Source organism: Methanoculleus marisnigri JR1 (assembly GCF_000015825.1).
GTDB lineage: Archaea > Halobacteriota > Methanomicrobia > Methanomicrobiales > Methanoculleaceae > Methanoculleus > Methanoculleus marisnigri.
In genome coordinates this window covers 637,984-663,882 of the sequence record NC_009051.1, presented here as the reverse complement: position 1 = coordinate 663,882, position 25,899 = coordinate 637,984, and the positions used below count along the sequence as shown (strand labels likewise).

Annotated in this window: 20 protein-coding genes and 1 tRNA gene; 16 read left to right on the top strand and 5 right to left on the bottom strand. The window is 61.1% G+C overall.

Annotation, left to right across the window (positions count from 1 at the left end; all coding sequences use genetic code 11):
- Positions 1-42: 42 nt before the first annotated feature.
- From MEMAR_RS03360 to MEMAR_RS03320, 9 genes are all read left to right on the top strand, one after another.
- A complete protein-coding gene (locus MEMAR_RS03360; RefSeq protein WP_048063734.1) occupies positions 43-303 on the top strand; it encodes a hypothetical protein in 261 nt (86 codons plus the stop codon).
- Entirely contained in the window at positions 300-2,012 is a 1,713-nt protein-coding gene (locus tag MEMAR_RS03355; protein WP_011843529.1) for a hypothetical protein, read from the top strand. The genes MEMAR_RS03360 and MEMAR_RS03355 overlap by 4 nt, the downstream gene beginning before the upstream one ends.
- Positions 1,999-2,880 carry a DUF4350 domain-containing protein gene (locus MEMAR_RS03350; protein WP_011843528.1) on the top strand — a complete coding sequence of 294 codons (882 nt, stop codon included), beginning with the start codon at positions 1,999-2,001 and terminating at the stop codon, positions 2,878-2,880. Before MEMAR_RS03355 ends, MEMAR_RS03350 begins: the two co-directional genes overlap by 14 nt.
- A gap of 11 nt (positions 2,881-2,891) precedes the next feature.
- Positions 2,892-3,869 carry an AAA family ATPase gene (locus MEMAR_RS03345; RefSeq protein WP_011843527.1) on the top strand — a complete coding sequence of 326 codons (978 nt, stop codon included), beginning with the start codon at positions 2,892-2,894 and terminating at the stop codon, positions 3,867-3,869.
- A 3-nt stretch (positions 3,870-3,872) separates the two neighbouring features.
- Positions 3,873-5,156 (top strand): DUF58 domain-containing protein, encoded by a 1,284-nt coding sequence (locus MEMAR_RS03340; RefSeq protein ID WP_011843526.1) that lies wholly within the window; start codon positions 3,873-3,875, stop codon positions 5,154-5,156.
- Positions 5,156-5,638 (top strand): hypothetical protein, encoded by a 483-nt coding sequence (locus tag MEMAR_RS03335; protein WP_011843525.1) that lies wholly within the window; start codon positions 5,156-5,158, stop codon positions 5,636-5,638. The genes MEMAR_RS03340 and MEMAR_RS03335 overlap by 1 nt, the downstream gene beginning before the upstream one ends.
- Positions 5,635-6,525 carry a hypothetical protein gene (locus MEMAR_RS03330; protein ID WP_011843524.1) on the top strand — a complete coding sequence of 297 codons (891 nt, stop codon included), beginning with the start codon at positions 5,635-5,637 and terminating at the stop codon, positions 6,523-6,525. The genes MEMAR_RS03335 and MEMAR_RS03330 overlap by 4 nt, the downstream gene beginning before the upstream one ends.
- A 386-nt stretch (positions 6,526-6,911) precedes the next feature.
- On the top strand, positions 6,912-7,994 hold the full coding sequence (locus MEMAR_RS03325; protein WP_011843523.1) for a CapA family protein: 1,083 nt from the start codon (positions 6,912-6,914) through the stop codon (positions 7,992-7,994).
- Positions 7,991-9,226 (top strand): glycosyltransferase, encoded by a 1,236-nt coding sequence (locus MEMAR_RS03320; protein WP_011843522.1) that lies wholly within the window; start codon positions 7,991-7,993, stop codon positions 9,224-9,226. The genes MEMAR_RS03325 and MEMAR_RS03320 overlap by 4 nt, the downstream gene beginning before the upstream one ends.
- 668 nt (positions 9,227-9,894) lie before the next feature.
- Here MEMAR_RS03320 and MEMAR_RS03315 read toward each other — a convergent pair.
- The gene (locus MEMAR_RS03315; protein WP_011843521.1) at positions 9,895-11,355 is read right to left on the bottom strand and encodes a right-handed parallel beta-helix repeat-containing protein; all 1,461 of its coding nucleotides are present in this window, start codon (positions 11,353-11,355) and stop codon (positions 9,895-9,897) included.
- 544 nt (positions 11,356-11,899) lie between these two features.
- Here MEMAR_RS03315 and MEMAR_RS03310 point away from each other — a divergent pair.
- On the top strand, positions 11,900-13,090 hold the full coding sequence (locus MEMAR_RS03310) for a glycosyltransferase family 4 protein (RefSeq protein ID WP_011843520.1): 1,191 nt from the start codon (positions 11,900-11,902) through the stop codon (positions 13,088-13,090).
- An 83-nt stretch (positions 13,091-13,173) separates the two neighbouring features.
- Positions 13,174-15,357 (top strand): DUF2206 domain-containing protein, encoded by a 2,184-nt coding sequence (locus MEMAR_RS03305; protein WP_011843519.1) that lies wholly within the window; start codon positions 13,174-13,176, stop codon positions 15,355-15,357.
- A 128-nt stretch (positions 15,358-15,485) separates the two neighbouring features.
- Here MEMAR_RS03305 and MEMAR_RS03300 read toward each other — a convergent pair whose 3' ends face one another.
- The 4 genes from MEMAR_RS03300 to MEMAR_RS03285 all read right to left on the bottom strand — a co-directional run bounded on the left by MEMAR_RS03300 (position 15,486) and on the right by MEMAR_RS03285 (position 22,181).
- A complete protein-coding gene (locus MEMAR_RS03300; protein ID WP_011843518.1) occupies positions 15,486-16,727 on the bottom strand; it encodes a lipopolysaccharide biosynthesis protein in 1,242 nt (413 codons plus the stop codon).
- 249 nt (positions 16,728-16,976) lie between these two features.
- Positions 16,977-19,532, bottom strand: a complete 2,556-nt coding sequence (locus MEMAR_RS03295) for a CARDB domain-containing protein (RefSeq protein WP_245526641.1) — start codon at positions 19,530-19,532, stop codon at positions 16,977-16,979.
- A gap of 436 nt (positions 19,533-19,968) precedes the next feature.
- Positions 19,969-21,621: a hypothetical protein gene (locus tag MEMAR_RS03290; RefSeq protein ID WP_011843516.1), complete on the bottom strand. Its 1,653-nt coding sequence runs from the start codon at positions 21,619-21,621 to the stop codon at positions 19,969-19,971.
- 200 nt (positions 21,622-21,821) lie between these two features.
- Positions 21,822-22,181, bottom strand: coding sequence for a hypothetical protein (locus tag MEMAR_RS03285; RefSeq protein ID WP_011843515.1), 360 nt, complete (start codon positions 22,179-22,181; stop codon positions 21,822-21,824).
- Positions 22,182-22,504: 323 nt separating this feature from the next.
- On the opposite strand from MEMAR_RS03285, the gene MEMAR_RS03280 reads away from it, so the two are divergent.
- The 5 genes from MEMAR_RS03280 to MEMAR_RS03265 all read left to right on the top strand — a co-directional run bounded on the left by MEMAR_RS03280 (position 22,505) and on the right by MEMAR_RS03265 (position 25,762).
- Positions 22,505-23,068, top strand: a complete 564-nt coding sequence (locus MEMAR_RS03280) for a hypothetical protein (protein WP_143706314.1) — start codon at positions 22,505-22,507, stop codon at positions 23,066-23,068.
- A 74-nt stretch (positions 23,069-23,142) separates the two neighbouring features.
- Positions 23,143-24,291, top strand: a complete 1,149-nt coding sequence (locus tag MEMAR_RS03275; protein ID WP_011843513.1) for an ORC1-type DNA replication protein — start codon at positions 23,143-23,145, stop codon at positions 24,289-24,291.
- Between the two features lie 46 nt (positions 24,292-24,337).
- The gene (gene mch / locus MEMAR_RS03270) at positions 24,338-25,285 is read left to right on the top strand and encodes a methenyltetrahydromethanopterin cyclohydrolase (RefSeq protein WP_011843512.1); all 948 of its coding nucleotides are present in this window, start codon (positions 24,338-24,340) and stop codon (positions 25,283-25,285) included.
- A 229-nt stretch (positions 25,286-25,514) separates the two neighbouring features.
- The gene (locus MEMAR_RS12660) at positions 25,515-25,703 is read left to right on the top strand and encodes a hypothetical protein (RefSeq protein ID WP_081432587.1); all 189 of its coding nucleotides are present in this window, start codon (positions 25,515-25,517) and stop codon (positions 25,701-25,703) included.
- A tRNA-Val gene (locus MEMAR_RS03265) sits at positions 25,689-25,762 on the top strand. The genes MEMAR_RS12660 and MEMAR_RS03265 overlap by 15 nt, the downstream gene beginning before the upstream one ends.
- The last annotated feature ends 137 nt before the right edge of the window (positions 25,763-25,899 follow it).

Here is a 25,899-nt window from a genome sequence, read left to right as displayed (position 1 = left end):
GAATTTATATATCGAAACCTCGATAGCCATCCCCTGTACGACATGGCTCGAAAACACCTTCTCCTGATCTCCGTCGTACTCTGGCTCTACGTGGCCACCGGGGCGATGCTGGTGAACGGGTTCTTCGACCCAGGGCTGTTTTTCGTGCTCTGGCTCATCGGCACGGCAATCATCGTTCAGGTTGCCACTCTCCCTTACGCCGAGCCGGTCTACCTGACCCGCCAGAAGTACCTGATCATCGCCGGCATCATTCTGTTCGCCCATCTTGCCGCGGTGAAGATACTGGAGGTTCTGGTCGCATGAGAAAAATCCGCCGCCACGTACTCTTCATCGCACTCCTCATTACCGTGGCCGCTCTCACGCTCATCCTCTCGGCAGGGCATCCCGGGTACGGAAGCCTCACAGGAGGACTGCCCAACGGATACACGGGCCAGACACACGATACACGAGCAAACCTGTACTCCCGCGACCTCCAGCGCGAGCAGCAGACCCCCTTCCGGTGTTCGGAAGAGGTTTCTCCGCTCATGGAGAATGTCCTCGATAGCACGGCAGAAGTCCTCTCTGCGGCATCGGAGGAGGACTACAAACGCGCCGGAGGGGGGCTTGAGGGGGTCGGATCAGACATCAAAGACCTCAATAAACAGATCGCTCGGCAAAACCTGATCGCGACCGGAATTTACGAGTTCACACAGGCAAGCCAGGACAACCACCGATCGCTCTCGGGTTACCTGAGCGATTCCGAGAAGCTGGATCGCCTGCAGGGCCGCGAAGGAGACGCCGCCGGCCTCGAGGGAAAGGCCATACGAACGAGGCTTAACATAGAGAAAAACGCGATCGTGAAGAGAAGTGACAGGATAATCGATGTCGCACTGCAGTTCGGCGTCAACACGACCAAGTTTGAAGAGAGCCTGGAAGCATTTGCATCCCCATCGGATGCAGCGGCACCGGCGTCTTCCGGCAACAAAACCGGACCCGCACCCATCAACCTCACCGTCGAACCGGAAGACGGCGTATTCGGGGACACGCTTCTCTTCTCCGGGGAACTCCTCGCCGGAACGCAGGCGGACTCCGTCAACATAACCGTCGACGGAAACAACGTCGCCTCGGTCCCTACCAACGGCAACAGGTTCCGCTACGAATACCTCATCGACCAGGGTAGTCCAGGGGTGCATTCCGCCTACGCAACCGCCGCAGGACGTTCCTCCGGCGAGGTCAAGTTCACGATCCGTCCCGTCGATGCGCATCTCACGTGCGACGCCTCGTACAATCCGGATGCCCCGGGGTTTGCGATCTGCTCCGGGATGCTGATCACCATCACCGGGGCCCCGGTGGCGGAAGCCCCGGTGATACTCTCAATCGATAGAGAACGCACGATTCGCGTCACAACGGGGAGCGACGGCAGGTACGTTCACAACGGTACATTCACGGCAGGACGCCACACCGTCACCGCCTACTTTACCGGAGATGGTCTGACGCCCCTGAACGCAGCAGAGAGCAGACCCGCAGATTTCGTCATCCCCTCCCTGGGCAGCGTTCTTGCACCGACATTCCTGCTCACGTCCTCGATTGCCATCACCGCACTCAGCGCCGCCTGGTTCCTGCAGCGCTCGCGACACAACACAGGCTACCAGGGGATACGGTCGTTTCCCGACGAAGAGGGGCAGACCGCACCGCAGTATGACGATGAGAGCCCGGAGCCGCACTCCGTCCTGCCGGAACCTTCCGCAGACCTTCTGCACGAACAGACTCCGCACGAAGCGATCGGCCGCATCTACTCCGGTCTGCGGGACCGCATCGCCGTACTCCACGGCCCGGCCAACGCTGCGGCCATGACACCGCGGGAATTCGCAGCCCGGCACGGCCGGGCACAGTTCGGATCCGACCTGGAAACATTCGTCCGTCGGGCGGAAGCGTTCCGGTACGGGGGGCTGGTACCGACCGGGAACGACCTTGACGATCTGGCGGCACTCGCCGTTGCGATACATCGGGAGGCAGGAGGTGAGGAGGATTAGGGGTTACACGATCCCGGTCCTTGCCCTCCTCCTCTTCGTGGCTCTGGTGGCGGCGGTTCACGTCTCCACGACAACTCTCGAGTACAGCCGCCACAACATCCAGTGGAACGGAACGTCGCTCTTCTTCGACAGGCTTGATGCAGGGGGTGCCGTGGCGATCACGGATTATACCCGGCTCGACGGGTATACCGGTTCGCTGTTCCTGATCATCGCACCATCGGGGAACCTGACGGACGAAGACGTATCCATGATCGACCGCTACCTGCAGGCGGGGAACATGGTTCTTATCGCCGACGATACCGGCACCGGGAACGAGATCCTCACCGGGCTTGAGAGCGGTATCGAGATCAGTCCCGGCAACCTCTCCAGCCTCGACAGAGAGTACCGGGACCCGGCAGCCCTGACCGGCACCGTCTCCCACCCCCATCCGCTCCTCGCCGACGTCACCACGGTCCAGTTCAACCACCCTTCGGCGGTGGCAGGCGGCGTCCCTCTGGTCAACACCTCCCGGCTCAGCTGGGTGGACACCAACGGCAACCAGCGTCCCGATGCAGATGAGTCGATGAAAACGTTTGCGATTTGTGCGTTCGAACGAAGAGGCAGCGGAGAACTGGTGGTTCTCGCGGACCCGGAGATATTCATCAATTCGATGTCCGGTCTCGGCACCGGATTGGACAACGATCGGCTTCTTCTGAACATCCTGGAGGCGTATCCGGTAGTCCTCTACGACAGAACGCAGAGCAGGACCGCGGATACGGACGGCATGGTCGCGATGGTGCAGTGGCTGAAGACCACGCCCTTGCGGGATCTTCTTGCGGCGGCAGTGATCGCCGTCGCGACGCTTGCCGTCATCCGGCGGGCGCGATAGCAGGTGATTTGATGTACAACGAATACGAGGTTACAGTCCCGGTCAATGAGATCCGGGCAGCGCAGAGAGAGATGCTGGCTGCCACCAGGCAGCACATCCTCGGGAGCGAGGCTCTCATAGAACAGATATTCATCGGGATCCTGACGGGCGGGCACGTACTGGTGGAAGGGCTTCCCGGAACGGCGAAGACCACCATAGGAAAGATCGTGGCAAAACTCATGGGTTACGACTTCAGTCGGGTGCAGGGCGCCGTCGACGTGCAGCCTGCCGACATCATCGGGATACGGATCTACGACCCGGAGCAGAAGGCATTCATCCTCCGGAAGGGGCCCATATTTCACAATTTCATCATGATCGACGAGATCAACCGTCTCACCCCGAAGACTCAGAGCGCATTCCTCGAAGCGATGAGCGAACGGCAGACGACGATCGATGGTGTCACGTATCCGCTTGCCGAACCCTATTTCGCACTGGCAACCCAGAACACCTACGATGCGGAGGGTACGTTCCCCCTCATTCAGGTGCAGAAAGACCGGTTCATGTTCAGCATCCTCACGGCATACCTTGACGCCGATACCGAACTCGAACTCCTCAACCAGAGCCAGGAGGGAAATCTCGACTGGTTCCGCTACCAGAAGCAGATCCACCCGGTCTTAAACCCGGAAAAGATCCTCGCGATGCAGGAGGCGGTCAGGAGGATCTATGTCGACGAAACAATCCTCCAGTATATCAGGGATCTCGTTTTTGCGACCAGGACGCACGAAGATATCCGCCTGGGCGCCAGCCCGCGAGCCTCGATCGGCATGCTCGCCGGTGCAAAGGCAAAGGCAGCCCTTGACGGCCGGGAATATGTTATCCCTGACGATGTCAAGGCGATGGCACTCCCGGTCTTCAGGCACCGGATCGCCCTCTCATGGGAGGCAGAGATCGGGCACACCATGCCCGAAGAGATCGTTACGGCGATTCTTGCCACAACGGAGGTGCCCTGACACGTGATCCCAACCGGGCGCACCTCAGGTATCCTGGCGCTGTTCGCAGCCGTTGCAGCCTTTGCGCTCTTTTTTGACGACGTAATCGGGCTCATCGCGACCGGCATGCTCGCGTTCTTCCTCATCTACCAGGCGTTCTCCTTTAACCACGCTTCCGGAAAAGCCCTCGCCGCACTCACGGTCGACCGCTCGATAGAGGCACGTTATCCCGGTACAGGCGTCCCGATCGGCGTCTCATCGCGCCTGACAACGGTGCTTGAAGGCGGCATGACCCTCAAGGCGGAGGATTTGCCGCCGTCGCTCACCCTGATCGACGATCCCGCCGAAGACACGGCATATGCTCAGGGAGAGGACGGAGCCTGGATCTCGCGGTACACCCTCATTCCCGTCGCACCGGGGGGAGCGCGATTCCGCGGGGTGGCGCTCACGCTGAACAACCCGTTCTTCGAGCGCAGGGGGGTGTGCCGAAACGACGTCTGCATGGCCCCGGAACTCAAGATTGAGCCGGTACCGTCCGAGAAAGACCTTCTAACCTCCCTGCGACGGGAGGGGCAGCGGCGGGGTACACCGCGCACCCTGCTCGCCGGACAGGACACACGGATGTTCCGGCCTTACCAATCGGGCGACGATACGAGAGACCTCGACTGGAAACTGACCGCTCGATACCAGGAGTATTACGTCCGGGTTCCCGAACTGCACCAGGAAGGTTCTCCTCTGATCATCGTCGACCTGCCGGAGCAAACCGGGCCGGCCGTCAGCGAGATGCATGCCCGCTTCCTCATCCGGGTAGCCGGCGCCGTCAGGAGGACCCTGAATACGAACGACAACTGTTCTCTCCTGCTGATCTCCGGGGGCGACGTAAAGAGTTATCACCCTCCTCTCGGGAGCAGGATAACTGCCGGGCACTTCCTGCACGAGATCAGGCCGGAGGTGCGGAACGTTCACCAGTTTCGAACCCAGGACACCTACCAGCTCAGGGCACGTGCGAGGCAGACAACGATGGAGGCCGACGGCGTCGCCTACGGGAACCTGCTCGGCGGCATCTACCGCGCATTCGCCGGTGCTCGGAGCCCGGATACCCTCGACGTTTACCTGACGGAGTCGCTGGCGGCCGCGCCATCCGGGGACGTCCACCTGTTTACCACCCTTGAAGGGGATACCAGCCACATCACCCGGATCCTTCTTGCGGCACGCAGCCGGAGACGCCCGGTTTACCTGCGGGTACCGCAGGGCTGCCCGGAGAAAGCCCTGACAGGGCTGGAAGCGGACAGCCTGGAGGAGATCTGATGGAACTCGACCGGGGATCGGCGGCTATCGTTGTCGCCATCGTAGGAACGGGAGGCATTGCCGTCGCAGGGCTGATTGCACTCGGTCAGACGGCCCGCGGGGTTTTTGCGGCTGCACTCCTCGCGATCCTGATCGTCGCCTGGATCGGTACCCGCCGTGTCAGGGAACGGGAGATCGTCCTCCTCGCGCTCGGTGAGATGGTCGTGCTCTCTGCAGGGGTCGCAGGTCCTGCGTATGCTGCCCTCCTCCAGCTCCTTGTACTGGGTCTGATCGCGAGAGAGGCGGGAGTGCTTGGCGATCGGCGACAAACAAAGCATTTCATGCTGTTTGCCGTCATCGCATCGGCAGGAACGGCCCTCCTCCTCATACCCGCACACGCGCTTGTCCCGTTTCTGGCCGTGATCGTTGCAGGCGTCGTTTCCTACCTGACTATCCAGGTATCGGAGTACGTCCAGATGCGCACACCGGGGGGCAGGGCATGAGCGAGCACAACGACCCGTACCTCGCTGCGCTGGCCCTCCTTGCCGTCGCCGCCGGAGCCCTTGCCCTGGCCCTGCTCACCAACAGGGGCGATCTGACAAGCGCCACGCTGGTATTCACCGGAATGGGATGCGCCGTGACTGCCATCTTCCTCCTCACCCTGTACAAGGGAGAGCCTCTCGAACCCGAACTCACCAGCCTTCTTGCGACCCAGGGCACGATCAACACCGCCACGCTCTGCGCCGACCTCGGCATCAGGGGAAACGCCCGGTTCATGCCGGTGCAGAACGGCGCTCAGCCGGAGGTGATCCAGTACATCCCGGTCTCGGAGGGCATCCTGCCGCCGGGCTACGAATACGACAGTTCGTTCATCCTCGACGGTAAGAACGCCGGGATCGTGATCACCCCGGCATCTCTCCCGCTCATCCGGTGGCTCTACGAAAAACGACGGCTGAGATTGCCCGGGGAAGAAGTCAACCTCCCGGAACTGATGCGGAGCACCGTCATAGGGGTCCTGGAACTGGCGGATAGGATCGAGGTAGAAGAGAACGGCGATACCGTTGCACTGACGCTCTCCGGATACCGTCTCACGCAGGGATGCCTGCAGGTTCGTGCCGCGTCACCGAAGTGCTGCACAATGGTCGGCTGCCCGGTCTGCAGTCTCCTGGCAACGATGACGGCACAGGCGCTCAACCGGACATGCACAATGGTCCGGTCGGACGTCGATCCGCGGAAACGAAGCGTCCGCCTGATACTGTCGCTTGAGCCCAAAGGCGATTCGGATCGGATCGAACAGGAAGACGAAGGAGCCTTGCCGGAAGAACCGGGCAGAACGGTGGATATGCAGCGACATCAGCCCCCTGCTTCATCACCGGATCAGTGGGGGTAACTCTCATCATCTGCCGCCAGACGATCCAGGTACATACTCGATGCATAAGCAGTTAATGGTTCGGCATCACGAGTTCCACCGTTACCGGAGCCACTTCCTGCCCCGCCGGGATTCCGGAGTTTTCGGGAAGCCGTAGGCATCGGGATACGCATGTCGGGGGCCTAATCAGGGCAAAATATATATTGTCGCATCGCCTGTCTGGAACTCAACGCATCGGGGAGGGAAGGCAGTATTCACGATTACCCGTACATGAAAGCTTCTCTCGCAGACGTCAATGGGGTTCCATCCCTACGGTTCAAGAGGGTGGGGACCTTCAGATCGACGACGAAGGCCGGCTGCAGGCCCGGATCTCCCGTCCCGAGCAGAGATTCTGCAGGAGAAGAGGTATGACATCGGTGCGGCTGCGAGCGGTCGGAGACGTGCTGCTCTGGATCAGGAACGGCAAGAGACCTTTTGCCCTGGTTCAACACGAACTCCGGCAGAAAGATCTGCTTTTCGGGAACCTGGAGACGGTTCTCTCCGAGAGCGGAAGCGAGAGCAGGAAACGCTGGGTCAATACAACCCCGCCGGAGGCAGGTGAGTTCCTCAAAGAAGCCGGATTCGATATCCTCAGCGTGGCAAACAACCACACGCTCGATAGGGGCCGGGAAGGGTTTGAGAATACCCTTGAGGGTCTTGAATCCCGCGGCATCGCCTACGTCGGAGGGGGGCGGGGCGACAACCCACCTGAAGGGCTGGTCGTCGAGCACAACGGGACCCGGTTCGGTTTCCTTGCGTATACGAGCGGAAGGTTCCGGTCGCCGCCGGGCGTCACCGTGGCCAAACTGAAGAAGAAGGCCGTCATCGACGACATCAGGGCACTGAAGGACCGGTGCGACCATGTCGTCGTCTCCCTGCACTGGGGGATCGAGAACACCTACTACCCCTCCCCCGACCAGGTCAGACTCGCTCATGCCTTCATCGATAACGGGGCAACCCTGATTCTCGGGCACCACTCGCATACCATCCAGGGGCTGGAACGGTACAAAGGCGGCCTGATCGCCTATTCACTCGGGAACTTCCAGTTCGATACCGAGATCTTCAAGGAGAAAATTCACAGCACCATGATCCTCTCGGTGGACTTCGACCGGGACGGGATCCGGGACTACGCGACCATACCCTGCGTCATCAACAGCGACTTCCAGCCCGAGGTGGCGGAGGGGCGAACCCGGGAACTGGTGGAACGCTGGATAGTGAAGTGCTCCGAGAGGGTGCGTAACGGAAACGTCACCCGCCGGTGGTGGTTCGAGCAGATCGGCGCGGATTACCTGGAGTACAACCTGGAGAGTTACCGCTACCGGATCCGGCAGCACGGGCTTGCGCCCCTGATCGAGTGCGGGATCTGGCTTTTTACACCATTCTGCCTGAACTGCTACGCGGGCCTGATCAGGAAGCGGCTCCGGGAACGCAGCATCGGGGGGCAGGCATGAAGATCCTGCAGGTGACCCCGTTCTTCAAACCGCTCTGGGAGTCGGGCGGGGTGGCACGGGTTGCCTACGATATCTCCCGGACACTGCACGAGAACGGGCACGACATCACCGTCTACACGACGAACCGGAGCATCTACCCGAACGACCTGCCAACGAACCGGCTCACCTCCGTCGACGGGATGGACGTCTATTACTTTGAGAATTTACGAAAATACGCCCTGGGCGTGACCCCGCCGGTGATGCCCTACCGGATGCCGGCGGTCGCGAGGCGGGAGACTGACGGGTTCGACCTGGTCCACATCCACGACCACCGCACCATGCTCACCATCATCGCCTCGCACTACGCGCGGAAGTACGGCGTGCCCTACGTTCTCCAGGCGCACGGGGCGCTCCCGCAGGATACGGGCTCTGCGCGGATGAAGCGGCTCTTCGATCGGTTCTGGTCGGAGAAGGTGATCCTCGGCGCCGCGGGGGTTATCGCGCTCAATGAGACGGAAGCGGAGCGGTACCGCGAGCTGGGTGTTGCCGATGAGAGGATCGCGATCATCCCGAACGGCATCGACCTCGCCGAGTACCCCGATCTTCCCGTCCGCGGCAGGTTCCGTACGGCATGGGGGATCGACGACGCCACGAAGGTTGTGCTCTATCTCGGGAGGCTCGACCCGACAAAAGGGATCGATCTGTTGATCCGCTCGTTTGCCGTGGTCGCACGGGAGTTCGACGACGCCGTTCTCATGCTGGTGGGGGGGGACATGGGCCACAACGATGAGTTCAGGCAGCGGGTCGAGTCGCTCGGTCTTGACGACCGGGTGGTCTTCACGGGGTTCGTGAGCAAGGAGGACAAGATGGCCGCGTACACCGACGCCGACGTCTTCGTGACGCCGAGTTTCACCGGTTTTCCCGTCACGTTCCTCGAAGCGTGCCTCTGCGGGACACCCATCGTGACGACGGGCAAGGGGGATCTGCTCGGGTGGATCGACAACTCCGTCGGGTTCAACACCGGGTATACGGCGGAGGCGCTTGCCGACGCCATCGGACGCTTGCTTGCTGACGAAACGCTGCGGGCAGGGTTCGGGGAGCAGGCGAAAGAACTCGTCCGGACCAGGTACAACTGGCAGGCAATCGTCAGCGATATCGAGACGTTCTACGCGAAGGTTGCCGGGAAGGCGGAAGGGAGTATGCCAGCGGGGGTCTCGAAAGGGGTAACCCCGAAGGCTCCGGATACTTTTTGAGTGCACCCGGCGGAACGGCGGGTGCGTGAGCACTGTTAGGAACGACTGCCCGTAGGACAGGAGTTCGAGCACCGAAGGTGGGAGTTGCGATGGGCGTTCGGAAGGCCGAAGCGAGGAAAAAGCCCAAAACAGTGGACCGTGGTGGCCTGCGCACCTCCGGTGCTCGAACTCTGCCTGCCCTTCGGGCACGCATCGTTATCGCCATACGGGGGGGCTGACGGGGAGTGCGACGGTTCGTAGAACCGGAGCTCGACCACCATCAGGTGGGGAGGGGGGAGTATTCCCCCCTCCCCTGTCCCCACCCCCCTCTCGGGGATAGCCCCTCGAAAGCCGTACACGGGGCATGTAATGTTCCGACTGAAACGACTGCCCGCAGTATACAACCGTTCGGAGTGAAACTGTCGGAACGTGCGATGGTTCATTAGTATGACATCCCGAAACGCGACTGGCTGGAAGCACCACGGTGCGAGCACCGAAGGTGCGAGTTGCGATGGGCCAAAGGGCCGGAGCATGAGAAGGCCAAAGGTCTTCGAGTTGCGACTCCGGCGGAACAGCGGGCCGGCACTATCAAAATTCTCCGAGTTTCTCATGCACCCGCCCTCCGGCCGGGTGCAAAACTAAAAAAAAGATTATGCCCGGGCCCGTCAGGCCCGATAGTATCGACCGGTTTACGCGCCGGCAGACGCAACCGCCATGCCGTCCGTCTGGACGTTCTGGCCGCCCTCGACCAGGAACGCCTTTTCGGAGGCGGAGGTTATATCTCCGGTGTACTGGACGTTCTGGTTGTTCTTCGCCCAGACGAGCGTCTCGGCCCGGTCACCGGAGGCGTGGATGTCCACTTCGGCATTGCTGAACTGGCCGTTCGTACCGCCGAGGCTTGCACCCTTGCCGTCGATCCCTGCCGGGTTCACGAGCTCGAAGTTCTCGATCCGGATGTTGCTCGCGAGATCGACCTGCAGGCCGTAGCCGTGCGAGTCGATGCTCTTGCAGTTCTCGAGCACCAGGGCGGGATCGGCCGAGCGGCACGGGATGCTGTAGTAGCCGGCCGGCTTACGGTAGGTATAGTCAGTCTTCCCGGCGCCGGTGTCCTTGTCGACACAGTCGTAGAGTTTGCCGCCGTTCGTCGCGTAGAACCCATACAGCGAGTTGCTCTCCGCGACGCAGTTCTTGAACGTCACGTCACAGTTCGGGGCGTAGTAGCCGCACCCGAAGTAGTGGGTCGACATGTCGCTCTGCTTGTAAGGTACCGTCGGGTAGGGCTTCTGGCCGTTGTTGCGGCTCACGCAGTTCTCGAGGACGGCGTCCGTCACGGTGGGGTCGAACTCGAAGTGGAACCCGGACTCCAGGTTGCCTTCCGCAAGACAGTTCGTCACCCGAAGGCCGTCCATGTCGTTGAGTTCCGCAAAGTCGAACCCGGTGATCCAGGGGTTGAACGCACCCTTGCTCCCGCAGTTGATCGCCTGACAGTTATCGTAGCGGACGTCCTTGATCACCTTGTTGGACGATCCCCATGCGTTGTGGATGAACCCGTAGGTCCCGGTGTCCACGGCCTTGCAGTTGATGAACTCGACATCCTCGAGGGTCGGGGCATAGACCGCCGGATCGTGCAGCAGGAGGAAGACCGCCTGGATGCTCGTGTCCGCCGTTCCCTCAATGTTGTGGATCTTCGCGTGGCTTGCCCGGATGGTTATCACACCGAGCCACTTGACACCGCTGCTGTAGCCGCTGCCCTCGATGTGGAACCCGTCCAGGGCCACGTTCTCCTGGTCGACGCTGATACGTCCGTCGTTGGTGAACACAAGGTTCGTCGCATCCGGACCCTGCCCGGAGAGCGTCGTGCCTGCCGGCGGCGCGATGACACCGGCACAGTTGAACGTACCGTCCGAAAGGACTACTTTACCGCCGTCGGGCAGCGCGGCGAGCGCCGCCTGGATCTCGGCCTGATCGTCGACCCCGTCACAGACGTAGTCTGCCTGGTTCTTCGACAGTTCGGTGCTATCGCTTGCAGCCACGGTGAGCGTGGCCGGACTTGCGGACTCGGCTGCACTTACCGGGGAGAGTGCCGGAATAATAAGGCAGCACGCCAGAAGTGCTGCAGCCAGTCTCAGTATATTTTGCCTGTCTATCATGCCATTCAGCCTCTCTGTGAGGTATCACTACCGTCTTTCAATTACCATATAAATATTTTATTGTGAAAATAAAATTACTTTGAGGGATTTATCGGCAATATGGGCTGCAGGAATGCCGTCAGTTGCAACGCTGCCGTAGCATAACGGAGATCGATTTCTGCAAAAAGATATTATATAATTGATTTAATTAAAATCGAAGATTACTAATACTCGCGCTTTCTGCTACCGTTCGCCGGGAGTGACCCTCCCCGAAACGCTTTCATCCGGAACTGATGGGAATTCGGTTTCATGCGTCTGCATGGCACGGGCCCTCCGACCCTCGCTACGGGGCGACGGCGTGAAACGGCACGGATTCCATCCGACATCGGTAAATCGGGAAGCACGGAGACCGGGTGCGGCAGGGAGACCATACGGATACGCCCGGAGGAGAACGGACGCCGGGGCGGATGCCGTAAAACCCACGCCCACCTGCTCAAGGCCTATCCGCCCAACAACGCCTCACGACACAACCTCTATATAGAGCATCCTCACAGAGAGAGCCCCTATGCGAGTGGCGTGCCTGACCTTCTGGTTCTACGACTACACCATCCAGATGGCGAACGAACTTGCCCGGCATGCCGAGGTGCTCCTCCTCCTCCCCGACTACAGGTCGGAGGAGTACGTGGAGAGCATCGACCCGGAGGTGAACGTTCACATCTTCGGCTACTCCCGGTACGCCGGAAGGCCGGGCCCGTCGGGCTACCCGATGCTCAAAGAGATCGTCGCCGCAATCAACGACTTCGGGCCCGACGTCGTCCACTTCCAGGTGAACAACCCCATGCTCTGCCCGCTCCTCCCCATGCTCCGGAAATACCCGCTTGTCGCGACGTTTCACGACATCGAACCCCACCCCGGCGAAGACCGTCTCCTTGATGCAGGATCGCTGCTCTACCGGCTCACCCTCTTCGTATCAAGGGTCATGCCCGACCGGATCTTCGTTCACGGGAAGGCGCTCAAGGAGAACCTCGTAGAAAAGTATCGCGTGCCGGAACAGAAAGTGCACGTCATCCCGATCGGCGAGCACGAGGTGGCGCCGTTCGTAAAATTTGAACAGGCAGGCCTGGAACCGGACGGCCCGCAGGTCCTCTTCTTCGGCCGCATCCATCATTACAAAGGGCTCGACTGCCTGATCCGGGCCGAACCGCTCATCTCCCGAGAGGTTCCCGGCGTCCGGATCGTTGTCGCCGGCACGGGGGAGGATTTCGGCAGGTACCGGGAGGCGGTGGCCGGCCGGGACGCGTTCGAGGTCCACAACTACCGGATACCCTACGAAGAGGGCGCCCGGCTCTTCCAGCAGGCAAGCGTCGTGGCGCTCCCGTATCTCGAAGCGTCCCAGAGCGGGGTCATACCGACTGCATACGGGTTCAAAAGGCCCGTCGTGGTCACGAACGTAGGTGGGTTGCCAGAGGCCGTCGACGACGGGGTGACCGGGTACGTTGTACCGCCGCGAGACCCTGAGTCGCTGGCCAGGGCAATCGTTGCCCTGCTGAAGGACCCGACGGCATGCCGGCGCATGGGAGAGCAGGGTTACACGAAGTTAAAGACGGATATGGCCTGGTCCACGATTTCACTGACCCTTCTTGCGGTCTACAACGAACTGGTGCACGCCGTCGATACAGAACAAAAACTGCCGCAGACCCCGGTTCCAAAGGATGTGGAAGAACGAACCTCCCCCGGGCAAACGTTTAATAAGTAAACCGGGTAGTTGATGCATGAATATGACCCCCCGACAACCGAAGAGACGGTGCCACTCCACATAGCCAGACAACACGAGGTATTATGCAACTGCTCAACCCGCTCCGGATGAACGATTGGAACAACAGGACATTCTTCCTGGCTGTTCAAGCATTCCAGTTCCTTTTCATCGGGGCGGTCGCCCTCGACCTCGTCGGGTACCAGATACCGGTCGCAAGAGAGGTTCTGGCTTTTCTCTACCTCACTTTCCTGCCGGGGGTCCTGGTGCTCAAGATGCTCAGGCTCCACAACCTCGGTACCGTCGAGACGACGCTCTACTCCGTCGGGCTGAGCCTCGGAGTGCTCATGCTCACCGGTCTTGCCGCAAACTTCATCTACCCGAAACTCGGGTACGTCAGGCCGTTCTCGTTCTGGATCCTCTTTCTCACCATCATCGTCGTCGTCCAGGTCCTGCTCGTCATCGCGCTTGTCGCGGATCGGAGATACGCCGGCCCGGACCCTGTCGTTACCTATGCTCCCGTCACCCCCGCAGCCCCGTTCCTGATGACGCTCCCGTTCTTTGCGATCCTCGGGACGTACGTGCGCGACGAATACCACATGGTCACGTTCCTCTTCCTGCTCCTCGTCCTCATCGCCCTCGTCGGCCTTGCCGTCGGTTTCGACCGCTTCGTCCCGGCCTCCTGTTACCCGCTTGCGGTCTACGCCATCGCCCTCTCGCTCATCTACCACACGTCGCTGATCTCGGGGTACATCTGGGGCTACGATATCCATCACGAACTCAACCTGGTAAACAATGTTCTGACGCCAGGGATCTGGGACATGACCCTGCCGTACAACACGAACGGGATGCTCTCCATCGTCGCGCTCGTCCCCATCTACTCCCTCATCACGAGTCTGGACCCCGTCTGGGTCTTCAAGATAATCTACCCGCTCCTCTTCGCGCTCGTGCCGCTCGGACTTTACCGTGCGGTCGAGAAACAGACGAACGCAAAGATCGGATTTCTCGCGGTCTTCTTCTTCGTCGCGTTCTTTACGTTCTACACGGAGATGATCTCCCTTGCCCGCCAGCAGATCGCCGAACTCTTCCTTGCGCTGACTCTCCTTGCAATGATCGATAAGTCCATGAAACAGGGCACGCGTGCCTTTCTCATGGTCACCTTCGGGTTCGCCATGGTCGTATCGCACTACGGCCTTGCATATATCTACCTCCTCTCGCTCGTCCCGGCCTGGCTGCTGCTGGTCTTCTCGGAGCACCTGCCGGCCGGAATCCAGAAGAGATTCATGCCGATGCAGGATGAACCCGGTAGACCCCGGAAGCAGATCCGGACGCTTGTCCTCCCCTATATCCTCATCTTCGCCGCCGTCGCCTACATATGGTACTCGACGGTTGCCGAAGGCGCGACGTTTGCCGCCGTCGCCGGAATAGGAGAGAAGATCGCAGAAACACTCTTTGCAGAGACCCTCGACCCCACGACCGCACAGGGCATGCAGATCCTCACCGGTCAGTCGACGACACCGTTGCACGGTCTGGCAAAGATCGTCCATGTCGCCACCCAGGGCCTCATTGCCGTGGGACTGTTCGCAACCGTCCTCAGACCCGGACGGTGGCGCATCGAACTCGAGTATCTCGCCGTCGCGCTCGTCTTCCTCCTCATCAACGTAGCAGGGATCTTCGTCCCGTTCTTCGCAAGTTCCCTCAACACCAGCCGGCTCTACCATATCACCCTCATCATCCTTGCCCCGTTTGCGATCATCGGCGGCATAGCTCTCTACGAGACCGCGGTCAGGCTGATACGCGCACCAGGGCGAACCATATCGGTGAGACCGGCATACCAGGCCCTGTCGGCGTTCTTCGTCGTCTTCTTCCTCTTCAACAGCGGGTTCATCTACCAGGTCGTCAACGACAGTCCGACCTCGGTAGCGCTCGAAACCACCGGGGATAAACCCATATTCAACGATAAAGAGGTCACGGGGGCGAAATGGCTCATCTCTGCAGAAGCGGAACGCCCCATCTACGTTGACGCCACACGATGGTGGCTCATGAAAGGGTTCAGCCCGAAACACCAGCGCTACCTCCCGAATAACGCATCGCGGATAGAATCGAGGACGTATCTCTACTTTGGTACGTATAATATCGTGCAGGACAGCGTTCGGATCGAGCTTACGGAAGGAGCGGTCACCACGGCGAACTACGTCGATGCCGGCGGGTACATCAAGGAGCGGAACCGGATCTACGATAACGCCGGCTCTATCATCTACTACAGGTGACCGTTCCCTCCACTTCAGCGGGGGGCCTTCTGCCTGTTTCCTTCGTAAAGGAGCACGATGAGGGGCCGGGTTGCACCCGGCACCCCCGGACGCAGTCCGTCATGGGAGAAAAAACTCTGAGCGCCGGGTCATAACCAGCCCTTCTTCTTCAGGATCAGGACGACGAGGAGCGTTCCTGCCACGTAGGTGGCGAGCCACGCATATCCCATGCCGATGAGACCGAACCGGTTCATCAGGGCGTAGCCGAGCCCGAGCAGCGCGACGCTGATGAAACCGCTGAGGACGACGAGGCTCCGGATGTCGTTTCGGACTTTTGCGATGGAGATGAACGTCTGGCAGACGGAGACGAAGAGGGCGGATGCGGCAAGCACGCGGAGCAGGGCCATCCCTTCGACGTAGTCCTTGCCTATCAGGTTGAGGATCTGCTCCCCGAAGAGGGAGAGGCCGATGATTGCGGGTACGAGCAGGAGGAACATGCTCGCGAGCGTCCGAAGAACGCTTCTCTTCATCTCTCCCCCGTGGCTTCCCTCGACGAAGAGCGAGGTCGTGAACGCGTAGGGGATCATGAAGAGGATCGAGACGATCGCATAGGTGATGTAGTAGTTGGCGGTGCTCTCGGCCCCCAGCACGTTGAGCACCATGATCGGGATGACCATGTTGGGGGCGGACATCAGTATCCCGGCGACGTACGCGCCGGCGGAGAACTGCCATGCCTCCCGCAGGAAGACCCGGTCGATGCACGGCATCGGTTTCACGGAGCACCGGGCAAGGAGAACGAGAGCCAGGACGAGACCGAGGATGAACGAGAGGCCGAAGGCGCTGAAGATGCCCACCGCACCGAGGAAGACCAGGGGGACGAGGAAGAGGATCCTGGTCCCGTAGAGCAGGTTCAGGGCGAAGTAGTGTTCGGACTTCCGCAGGGCGTTGAACGCACCCTCAAAGACCCAGGTGATGGAGTAAGCCCCGAGGATGACGAGGTAGAGCGGCGCGATCGACCTGACGATCGCAAGCTCGGGAGCCAGAACGTCGACCGCCGCGATGAAGAAGAGGCCCGCACCGAGCGCAACCGCCGTCGGGACGAGGACGGCGGTTCCGAGCACCCGGTTCTTGTCGCGGGTCGGAAAGAACCGGATCACCGACTGGTCGAGACCCAGGCGGGAGATGAGGATGAGGAGGCCCATCGACGACATCAGGGCGGTTGCAATACCCACCTCCGCCTGCGAGTAGAACCGGGCCGCGATCATCCAGAAGAAGAATCCGAACCCGGCTGCAGCAAACGATGAGGCCATGATGAAGAACGAATTCCGGATAAGCGGCTGTTCTAAGTGCTGCCTGACCTCGCTGAAGTTTTTCGGGAATGCTACTGCCATTCGGTCGCCTGTATCGGTCGGCACCTATATAGATGTATCCACCGTCCGGCCCCGGGAGAGCCGGAGATTCTCGAGGAAAGAACGTTCAGGGCCGTGCTGCACGATACGGGAGCAGAAAACGCCCACCGGGCCGGGTGAAAAGACCCGTCCATAACCAATATGTCCACACACTGTACAGGTGTTAGGGGGCGGCACCTGTGGCAAAACCAGGAGGAGAGGAGGGGTAAACCACTCCTCCAGGTAAACGCTTTAGAGAGAAGAGGTCCTGCCGAAGAAGAAGTCGGCGAGCAGGGCAACATCCTTCCAGTCCACAGTGCCGTCTCCATTAACGTCGGCAGCGGGGTCTGACGGAGCGGTTTTCTGCGCCATCCCGGCAGCGATCGTCACGTCGGCCCAGTCAACGTTGCCGTCCCCGTTAAGGTCGCCCCTGACGGGAACCGGGAGGCCTCCGACGACGATTTCTTTGCTCATGACGTTGTTGTTCTCAACGCTCTCGGCAATCCTGTTGACGTCGTCCACGTGCGCCTTCACGGTGTGCGTGCCTTCGACGGCTTTCCAGGTTGCACCGGCCGATCCACCGCTCGCGGTCAGGGTGACCCATGTACCCGGAGCGATCGATTTGGTGTAGGTATCTGACCAGACACCGGGCCCGGCAACGCCGTCATCGAACGTAAAGAGGACGCCGTGCTTTGTGCCCGCAGGCGTCGGGGCGTCGCCCTGGTTCTTGATCGTGGCCTTCATCGTCGCCGCATCCCCTGCTGCCGGGTTCGCCGGCGTCCAGGAGATATCGGTCACCACGAGGTCAGGCTTCCCGGCGGGTGTCGGTGTCGGAGTGGGGGTCGGGGTGGGCCCCGACGCCGCCTTTGACACCTTGATCTGCTCGCTTCTGACGTTGTTGGCCTCGTTGCTCTCAGCAATCCGGTTGACGTCGTCCACGTGCGCCTTCACGGTGTGCGTGCCTTCGACGGCCTTCCAGGTTGCACCGGCCGATCCGCCGTTCGCGGTCAGGGTGACCCATGCACCCGGAGCGATCGATTTGGTGTAGGTATCTGACCAGACACCCGGCCCGGCAGCACCGTCATCGAACGTGACGATGATACCGTGCTTCGTGCCCGCAGGCGTGGGGGCATCTCCCTGGTTCTTGATCGTTGCCTTCATCGTCACCGCATCCCCTGCCACCGGGTTCGCCGGCGTCCAGGAGATGTCGGTCACCACGAGGTCCGGCTTCCCGGAGGGAGCCGGCGTGGTGGGAACGGTTGGGGTGGGGGTGGGGGTCGGAACCGGCGAACCGGTGGACGTCACCTTCACGTTCTGAAGGGTCGCCTGACCGGCCGGAACCGTGCTCACGATGGTCACGCCGGGGGAACCGGCGGGGAGGGTCTTTGAGACGATCTCCATGTCCTTCACGAGGACGTTTTTGGTCCTGTAACCCTCGATCACGAACGGCTTCGCGGCGTCGGAGACGATCTGGCCGGAGAAGACGGTGTTAACGTTCTCCTTCGCCCAGACCAGCGTCTCCACGCGGTTGCCGGATGCATAGATGCTCACCTCGGAGTTGTCGAACTGGCCGTTCGTGCCGCCGAGGCTTGAGCCCTTGCCGTTGTACCCGATCGGATCGACCAGATGGAAGTTCCGGATCTTCACGTTGTTCGCGAGGTCGACCTGCAGGCCGTAGCCGTTCGAGTTGATGCTCGTGCAGTTCTCCATCACAGTGGAGGGGTTGACCGAGCGGGTCGGGATGCTGTAGTAGCCGGCGGGCACCCGGTAGGAGAAGTCGGTTCTCCCGATGCCGGTGTCCTTCTCGACACAGTTGTAGAGCTTCCCGCCGTTCGTCGTGTAGAACCCGTTCATGGAGTTGCCCTCCGCGGTGCAGTTGATGAACGTCACGTCGCAGTTCGGGGCGTAGTAGCCGCACCCGAAGTAGTGGGTCGACATGTCGTTCGGGTTGTAAGCCTTCGTCGGGAAGGGCTTCTGCCCGTTGTTTATGCTCACGCAGTTCTCGAGAACCGCGTTCGTCACCTTCGGATCGAACTCGAAGTGGAACCCGGACTCCAGGTTGCCTTCCGCAAGACAGTTCGTCACGCGGAGGCCGTCCATGTCGTTCAATTCCGCAAAGTCGAACCCGGTGATCCAGGGGTTGAACTGCCCGTACTTGCCGCAGTTGATCGCAGCACAGTTGTCGTAGCGGACGTCCTTGATCACCTTGTTCGTCGACCCCCAGGCGTTGTGGAGGAACCCGTAGGTGCCGGTGTCCACGGCCTTGCAGTTGACGAACTCGACGTCCTCGAGGGTCGGGGCATACACGGTCGGATCGTGTATCAGGAGGTAGACTGCCTGGATGCTTGCATCGGCGGTTCCCGTGATGCTGTGGATCTTCGCGTGGCTTGCCCGGATGGTTATCACGCCGAGCCACTTGACACCGCTACTGTAGCCGGTTCCCTTGACGTGGAACCCGTCCAGCGTGATGTACTCGCGGTCGACGTTGATCCGCCCGTCGCGGGTGAAGACAAGGTTCGTCTCCGATTCACCTTCCCCCTTGAGGGTGGAGCCTGCTTTGGGAGCGATGATCCCTGCACAGTTGTAGGTACCACTGGAGAGGAGGACAACACCGCCGGATGACGGCAGGGCATTCAGTGCTGCCTGGATCTCCACGTGATCGTTGACCCCATCACAGACATAGGCAGCCGCCGCTTTATCGGCCGCACTGCTGTCGCTTGCCGCGACAATCGTGGTAGGGGTCGCTTCGAGCGCCCCGACAATCGGGATGAGCCCGACGATCAGGAACGCTGCAATAAGAAGCTTCATTGTCCGTCTATCTCGCATTATCTCACCTCTGGGGAGATACTGCATTATCTGATAGCCGTAATTTAAAAGGTTTTTCAAATGAAATAAACAGATTTGCGAGAGCGGATACTTAAAAAATCCACGGAATTTCGAGGTAATCGTTAATTTATATGATTTCTGAAATTTATATCTCAACAACAAGTTTTATATAATAACCCCAACTTTAGCGCATGCGCCCCGGAGAATACGCACCCAGACCGGGGATCCCCGGGGTCATTCCGGACGGATGAACAGGGCCTGAATACCGCTTGTTATCCAATGAATAATATAAAACTCGCAGAATCACGCGGCACCCCGTGCCCGGTCGACCGCGGCGGCAACGGCCCCCCTGCCGCACCCCTGCCGCAGCAGGATCGGCCGGAAAACCGGCACCGGCGATCCGGGGACATACGGGCGATCACAACGCGCCCGAAGTGACCGCCACGTTCTCAAACGTCACCGCACCGGCAGGGACCGTATTCGCGAGGGTGACGCCGTTGGTGAACGGCGCGAGTTTCGCGGAGACGATCTCCATATCCTTGATCCGGACGTTCTGCGTGCGATCGCCCTCGATCACGAACGGCTTTGCCGAGTCCGAGACGATCCTGCCCGAGTACTCGACGTTCTCGTTATTCCTCGCCCAGATCAGCGTCTCAGCCCGGTCGCCCGATGCATAGATGTTGACCACGGAGTTGGCCAGCGGCCCGCCCAGCGAGCCTCCGAGGTTCGTCGCCTTTCCATCGATTCCGGCCGGATTCTCCAGGTGGAAGTTCTTGATCCGGACATCGCTTGCGAGGTCGATATGAAGCCCGTAGCCATACGAGTCGATGCTCGAGCAGTTCTCGAGTACCAGGGACGGGGATATCGACCGGGTCGGGGCAGCGTAGAACGATGCCGGCTGGATGAGCCGGTAATCGGTCTTCCCGGCGCCGACGCTTTTGTCGACGCAACTGTAGAGCTTGCCGCCGTTCGTCGCGTAGAACCCGTGGCGGCTGTTCCCCTCGGAGTAGCAGCTGATGAAGATGATGTCCCCCCGTGGAGCGTAGTAGCCGCACCCGAAGTAGTGGGTCGACATATCGCTCTGGACGTAAGCCTTCGCCGGGTAGTCTTTCTGCCCGTTGTTCCTGCTGATGCAGTTCATGAGGACGCAGTCGCGCTTCTCCGGATCCCACTCGAAGTGAAACCCGGACTCCAGGTTGCCTTCCGCAAGACAGTTCGTCACGCGGAGACCCTCGATGTCGTTCAATTCCGCGAAGTCGAACCCGGTCACCCAGGGGTTGAACGCTCCGTACCTGCCGCAGTTGATCGCAGCACAGTTCTCGTAGCGGACGTTCTTGATCACCATGTTCGTCGTCCCCCAGGCGTTGTGGAGAAACCCGTAGGTCCCGGTGTCCGCGACCTTGCAGTTGACGAACTCGACGTCCTCGAGGGTGGGGGCGTAGACGTTCGGGTCGTGCAGCAGGAGGAAGACCGCCTGGGTGCTCGCATCCGCAGTCCCCTCGACGGCGAGGATCTTCGCGTGGCTCGCGTAGATGGTGACCACGCCGAGCCAGAGGTCGGGCTCGATCTGCGGATAGCCGGTGCCCCTGATGTGGAAGTTGTAGAGCGCGACGGACTCCTGCGAGACAAGGAGCCGCCCGTTATTGGTGAACTCGATGAACGTCGCATCCGCCCCCTCCCCGCGGAGCATGGAGTTCGCGCGCGGGTAGACATTCCCGGCGCAATTGAACGTCCCGTCGAGGAGAGCGACCGTGCCGCCCGACGATAGCGCATCGAACGCCGCCTGGATCTCCGCCTGGTCGTCGGTGCCGTCGCAGACGATATCTGCCCGGGCTTTGGCCTCCGGGCTGCTGTCGCTTGCCGCAACGGCGATCGTCGGTCCGGCAACTTCCGGGGGCACCGCCGGAGTCGTGGGAATCGGGGTGACCGGTGGGGGAGGAGGGGGCGGGGGCACTGGAATCGGGGGGTAAAAATGCAGGATCAGCACGACGGCGACGATCACCGAGAGTATGATCGCGACGGCGATGAGGATGCGCCTCTCTCTCTCCCCCAGATGCGGTCTTGCCGACATTGAACTACGATCCGCCTGTTATTCTACGACGTCGCCGGGAGATCGTACGGGACTGCGAGAGCCCGGTGACGCCCTCCACCCCGGCTCACACCTCTATGACACGGAAGTACCATTTAAGGCTTTAGCCGACCCGCCTCCATCGAAGGGTTTCGCACGGGAGGCCGGGAGGGGGAACGGCCGGTTCCGCAACCCCGGGAGACCTATTTCGTGCCGCCGGGCTTCAGCACCTCGAGCCGGGTCAGGTCTGCACCCTCCGAGAGAGGCCACTCGACCGCAACCGGGCGGGCGGCATCCGAGAGGACGACCGTGCCGCCGTCGGGGAGCGCGGCGAGCGCCGCCTGGATCTCCACCCGATCGTCAAGGCCGTCGCAGGCGTAGTGCGCCTTCGCTGTAGCGCTGCTGTCGCTCGCCGCCACAACGATCGGCGCCGCGGATGCAACAGCACCCTGGACGAGCAGAAGGCCGGCAACTACGCCGACCAGGAGAACGACCGGCAGGTCCGCGGCGGGTGGGCGTGGCCAGGATGAGTCTGACGCTTTTTGACGCAGGCGGGTAATCATCACGCTCCTCTGGCATACCGTACGGGCTACCGGGTAGAGGTGTCGGAAACTTCACCCCGGTATAGGAGCGAGGATATAAAAATCCATGCGAAAGGAAATAGCCATAAACTCCAATGTGCGGGGTTTCGGGCACCCCTGCCGGCCGTGGCCGGAACCGGCCCGGATACCCGGGGCAACCCCCGTCTCCACCGTGCCGCCGGCTGCCGGCCCGGATCGCCCCCGGTTCCGGAGGCGGAAAAACACGGCCGGACGAGCCGAACGGCGGGGCGGTGCGGGTCGCCGGTGGAATTGTATATAATGGAATACAATATTTAATGGAATATATGTCCAGCAAGAAGGAAGTCACCATCGGGATCACCATCAACCTCGAGAACTACGAAAATCTCCGTCTCGAGGTCGAGGGCGATGTAGAGACCCATGAGGATGTGGACGACCTTATCACATTCCTCGACGGGATCCTTGCCCGGGTCGGGCGCGGCGATCAGGCGACCGCCGAGCGTGTGGACGCATACCGCCGGCGCGTTCTCGCGGCCAGGCCCGCGGTTCCGGAGGCACCCGCCCCGGAGAAGAAGACGCCTGAGCCGGTGGCGGAGCCTGCTCCCCGCGAGGAGAAAAAGGCCTGCCCTCCGCCCGAGGTCATCGCAGCGGCAATCCCGCCGGCCCCGGAGCACCCCAGGACACCCGAACCGCCCGCAAAACCGGAGGAGAAGCCCACCGTACAGCCGGAGGCGGCCCCGACGGAGGAACCGGCTCCCGCGAAGCCGTCGGAGGCCCCGGCGGAGGACGTCTGCGAGGTCTGCGGAGCGGAAGTGACGAAATCGCAGGCGAAACTCTCCCAGCTCTTCATGAGCAAGACACTCTGTAAGAAGTGCATGGAACAGCCCTGATTCCTGCAGGATCCGCTCGATGGGGAAACAAAAACCTGGAGGGTATAAATACTACCGTACCCGAGGATTGTATAATGAAGAAGAACCTGCTCATGTGGGACGAGACGCTTTTTCGGGATCCCGAGGTCTTCGAGATCGATTATGTCCCCGAGCAGTTCAACCACCGTGACGCCCAGATCCGGGAACTCGCGTTTCAGGTCAAGCCCGGGCTGCGGGGAGCGAGGCCGCTCAACACCATCTGCAGGGGTCTCCCGGGAACCGGGAAGACGACGAGCGTCAAAAAGGTCTTTGCCGAGATCGAAGAGGCTACGAAGAAGCTCGTTCCCGTCTACATCAACTGCCAGATCGACAACACCAAGTTCGCCATCTTCTCCCAGATCTACCGCAGGGTCACCGGGCACCCGCCGCCGCCGTCGGGCACGTCGTTCAAGCAGGTCTTCGACGCCATAGCGAAAGTGCTGCAGCGCGAGGAGCAGGTGCTCCTGGTGGCGCTCGACGACGCGAATTACCTCCTCTACGAGAACGAGATCAACCAGGTGCTCTATCCCCTGCTGCGCTCGCACGAGGCCTATCCGGGCGTCCGGATAGGTGTCGTCGCCATCGTCAGCGATATGTCCGTCACCCTGCAGAGCGAGGTCGACGCACGGGTGGCGTCGGTCTTCCGCCCCACGGAGATCTACTTCCCTCCCTACTCGGAGGAGGAGGTCCACGGCATCCTCGAGGAGCGCGTCCTGCAGGGTCTCTACCCGAACGTCATCAAGACCGAGATGCTGGATCTGGTGGTGGAGCAGACGATGAAGAGCGGCGACCTTCGCGTCGGGATCGATCTCCTGAAGCGTGCGGCCCTGAACGCCGAGCGGGAGGCACGCCGGTCGGTCGAGCGGGAGGACGTCTGCAGGGCATACGAGGTCTCCCGCTACCTCCACCTCGCGTTCTCGCTGCGGGCGCTCAAGGCCGAGGAGCGGGAGGTGCTGGCCAGGATCGCGGATATGTCGGCCCGCGACGATAAGGAGATGAACGCCGGCGACGTCTACCGTTTCGTGAAAGAACAGGTGGGCGGGGTCAGTTACACCAAGTTCTACGAGATCGTCCAGAAGTTCGATTCGATGCGGCTCCTGAATCTCCACTACCGCCAGGGGAGGGGGCGAACGAGGCTGATCAGTCTCCGTTACGATCCCGGGCGCGTGCTGGAGCACCTGGGGCAGGAGCAGACGATTTCATAATCCTTATCAGTTCCCCCACCGTTTGTACTCTGATGAGGTTTTCCACATGCTCAGCGTGAACGAACTGGCACTGGATATTTTTGAGGAACTCTTCGAATACGCCGAGGAGTTACATGCCGTCCCGCACGAGCTCGACAACGGCGCACGCATCGTAGACTGCGGCGTCAGCACTTCAGGCGGGTACCTGACCGGAAGGCGGTTCACCGAGATCTGCATGGGCGGGCTCGGCGAGGTCGACATCTCCATGGGCAAGATCCGGGACTTCCCCATCCCGTTCATCGAGGTCAGCACCGACTTTCCGTCGATTGCGTGCCTCGGCGCCCAGAAGGCGGGCTGGACGGTCAACGTCAACAAGTACTTCGCGATGGGGAGCGGCCCCGCACGGGCGCTCTCCCTGAAACCCAAGCACACCTACGAGGTCATCGAGTATGAGGACGAGTTCGATTACGCGGTCATCTGCCTCGAGAGCGACCACCTCCCGAACGCCGCGGTGATGGAGAACATCGCCGAGGCCTGCAACGTGGACGTGGCGAACACCTGCGCGGTCGTCGCCCCCACGGCCTCCCTCGTCGGCTCGATCCAGGTCGCCGGCCGCTGTGTCGAGACCGCGGTCTACAAGCTGAACGAGCTCGGCTTCGATACCAAGAAGATCACCGCCGGTATCGGCCACGCCCCGATCGCGCCCGTCAAGAAGGACGGGACGAAGGCGATGGGCAGCACCAACGACGCGACGATCTACCACGGCAGCATCATGCTGACGATGAACGCGCCGGAGATCAAGGACTACCTGGATAAGATCCCGAGCAACAAGTCCAAGGGATACGGGAAGCCGTTCTACGATATCTTCAAGGAAGCCAACTTCGACTTCTACCAGATCGACACCTCGCTCTTCTCCCCGGCCGAGGTCGTCATCAACGAGCTCTCCGAGGGCAAGGTCTACCACGTGGGAGCCGTCAACCCCGAAGTGACGCTGAAGTCCTTCGGGTTTATCTGAACTCTTTTTTTAGGCACTGTTGGTACGTTTCCTCAACTCTCTCCGGAGGGGCACCTCTATCGGGGCGTCCCGCGAGCGGTTTCTTACCAGAACGCCGGGGATCTACATGCGGCTTTCCATGGGATATCGCCACGCACTGCCCGCCCCCTCGGGGGGCGGAACGACTGCCGGAACGGCAGGAGTTTAAGCACCGTCGGGTGTGAGTTGCGACGGGCCACGGGGCCGGAGCATGAGCACCGAAGGTGCGATTGAGGAGCGCGAAGCGCGGGCGGTGGGGGTCTTTGAGGAGAGGTTTGCGAGTGGGAGCAGTGAAGCACAGGGGAGCACGCAGGCAATGGCACCGGAATCCCCGGCAGGCAACACGTTTATCCGTCACGGTGCAAAACACTATAAGGCATCCACAGGGCTTGTGGTCTAGCCGGTCATGACGTCGCCCTTACACGGCGAAGATCCCCGGTTCGAATCCGGGCAGGCCCATTCCTTTTGTAGAATATCCCCCATGATTCTGAGCACTCCTGCACGTTCGCCTGAGGTCAAACGCCGGCATGGCCTCCCACCGGGTATCGCCACGGTGGGGGAGGGGGTGAGGTGAACGATGGACAGTCAACGGTGGC

Excerpts from the sequence above, each read along its gene's own strand:
- MEMAR_RS03360 (WP_048063734.1), top strand. The coding sequence starts at position 43 with ATGGCTCGAAAACACCTTCTCCTGATCTCCGTCGTACTCTGGCTCTAC.
- MEMAR_RS03355 (WP_011843529.1), top strand. The coding sequence starts at position 300 with ATGAGAAAAATCCGCCGCCACGTACTCTTCATCGCACTCCTCATTACC.
- MEMAR_RS03345 (WP_011843527.1), top strand. The coding sequence starts at position 2,892 with ATGTACAACGAATACGAGGTTACAGTCCCGGTCAATGAGATCCGGGCA.
- MEMAR_RS03335 (WP_011843525.1), top strand. The coding sequence starts at position 5,156 with ATGGAACTCGACCGGGGATCGGCGGCTATCGTTGTCGCCATCGTAGGA.
- MEMAR_RS03330 (WP_011843524.1), top strand. The coding sequence starts at position 5,635 with ATGAGCGAGCACAACGACCCGTACCTCGCTGCGCTGGCCCTCCTTGCC.
- MEMAR_RS03325 (WP_011843523.1), top strand. The coding sequence starts at position 6,912 with ATGACATCGGTGCGGCTGCGAGCGGTCGGAGACGTGCTGCTCTGGATC.
- MEMAR_RS03320 (WP_011843522.1), top strand. The coding sequence starts at position 7,991 with ATGAAGATCCTGCAGGTGACCCCGTTCTTCAAACCGCTCTGGGAGTCG.
- MEMAR_RS03315 (WP_011843521.1), bottom strand. The coding sequence starts at position 11,355 with ATGATAGACAGGCAAAATATACTGAGACTGGCTGCAGCACTTCTGGCG.
- MEMAR_RS03310 (WP_011843520.1), top strand. The coding sequence starts at position 11,900 with ATGCGAGTGGCGTGCCTGACCTTCTGGTTCTACGACTACACCATCCAG.
- MEMAR_RS03305 (WP_011843519.1), top strand. The coding sequence starts at position 13,174 with ATGCAACTGCTCAACCCGCTCCGGATGAACGATTGGAACAACAGGACA.
- MEMAR_RS03300 (WP_011843518.1), bottom strand. The coding sequence starts at position 16,727 with ATGGCAGTAGCATTCCCGAAAAACTTCAGCGAGGTCAGGCAGCACTTA.
- MEMAR_RS03295 (WP_245526641.1), bottom strand. The coding sequence starts at position 19,532 with ATGAAGCTTCTTATTGCAGCGTTCCTGATCGTCGGGCTCATCCCGATT.
- MEMAR_RS03290 (WP_011843516.1), bottom strand. The coding sequence starts at position 21,621 with ATGTCGGCAAGACCGCATCTGGGGGAGAGAGAGAGGCGCATCCTCATC.
- MEMAR_RS03285 (WP_011843515.1), bottom strand. The coding sequence starts at position 22,181 with ATGATTACCCGCCTGCGTCAAAAAGCGTCAGACTCATCCTGGCCACGC.
- MEMAR_RS03280 (WP_143706314.1), top strand. The coding sequence starts at position 22,505 with ATGTCCAGCAAGAAGGAAGTCACCATCGGGATCACCATCAACCTCGAG.
- MEMAR_RS03275 (WP_011843513.1), top strand. The coding sequence starts at position 23,143 with ATGAAGAAGAACCTGCTCATGTGGGACGAGACGCTTTTTCGGGATCCC.
- mch (WP_011843512.1), top strand. The coding sequence starts at position 24,338 with ATGCTCAGCGTGAACGAACTGGCACTGGATATTTTTGAGGAACTCTTC.
- MEMAR_RS12660 (WP_081432587.1), top strand. The coding sequence starts at position 25,515 with ATGAGCACCGAAGGTGCGATTGAGGAGCGCGAAGCGCGGGCGGTGGGG.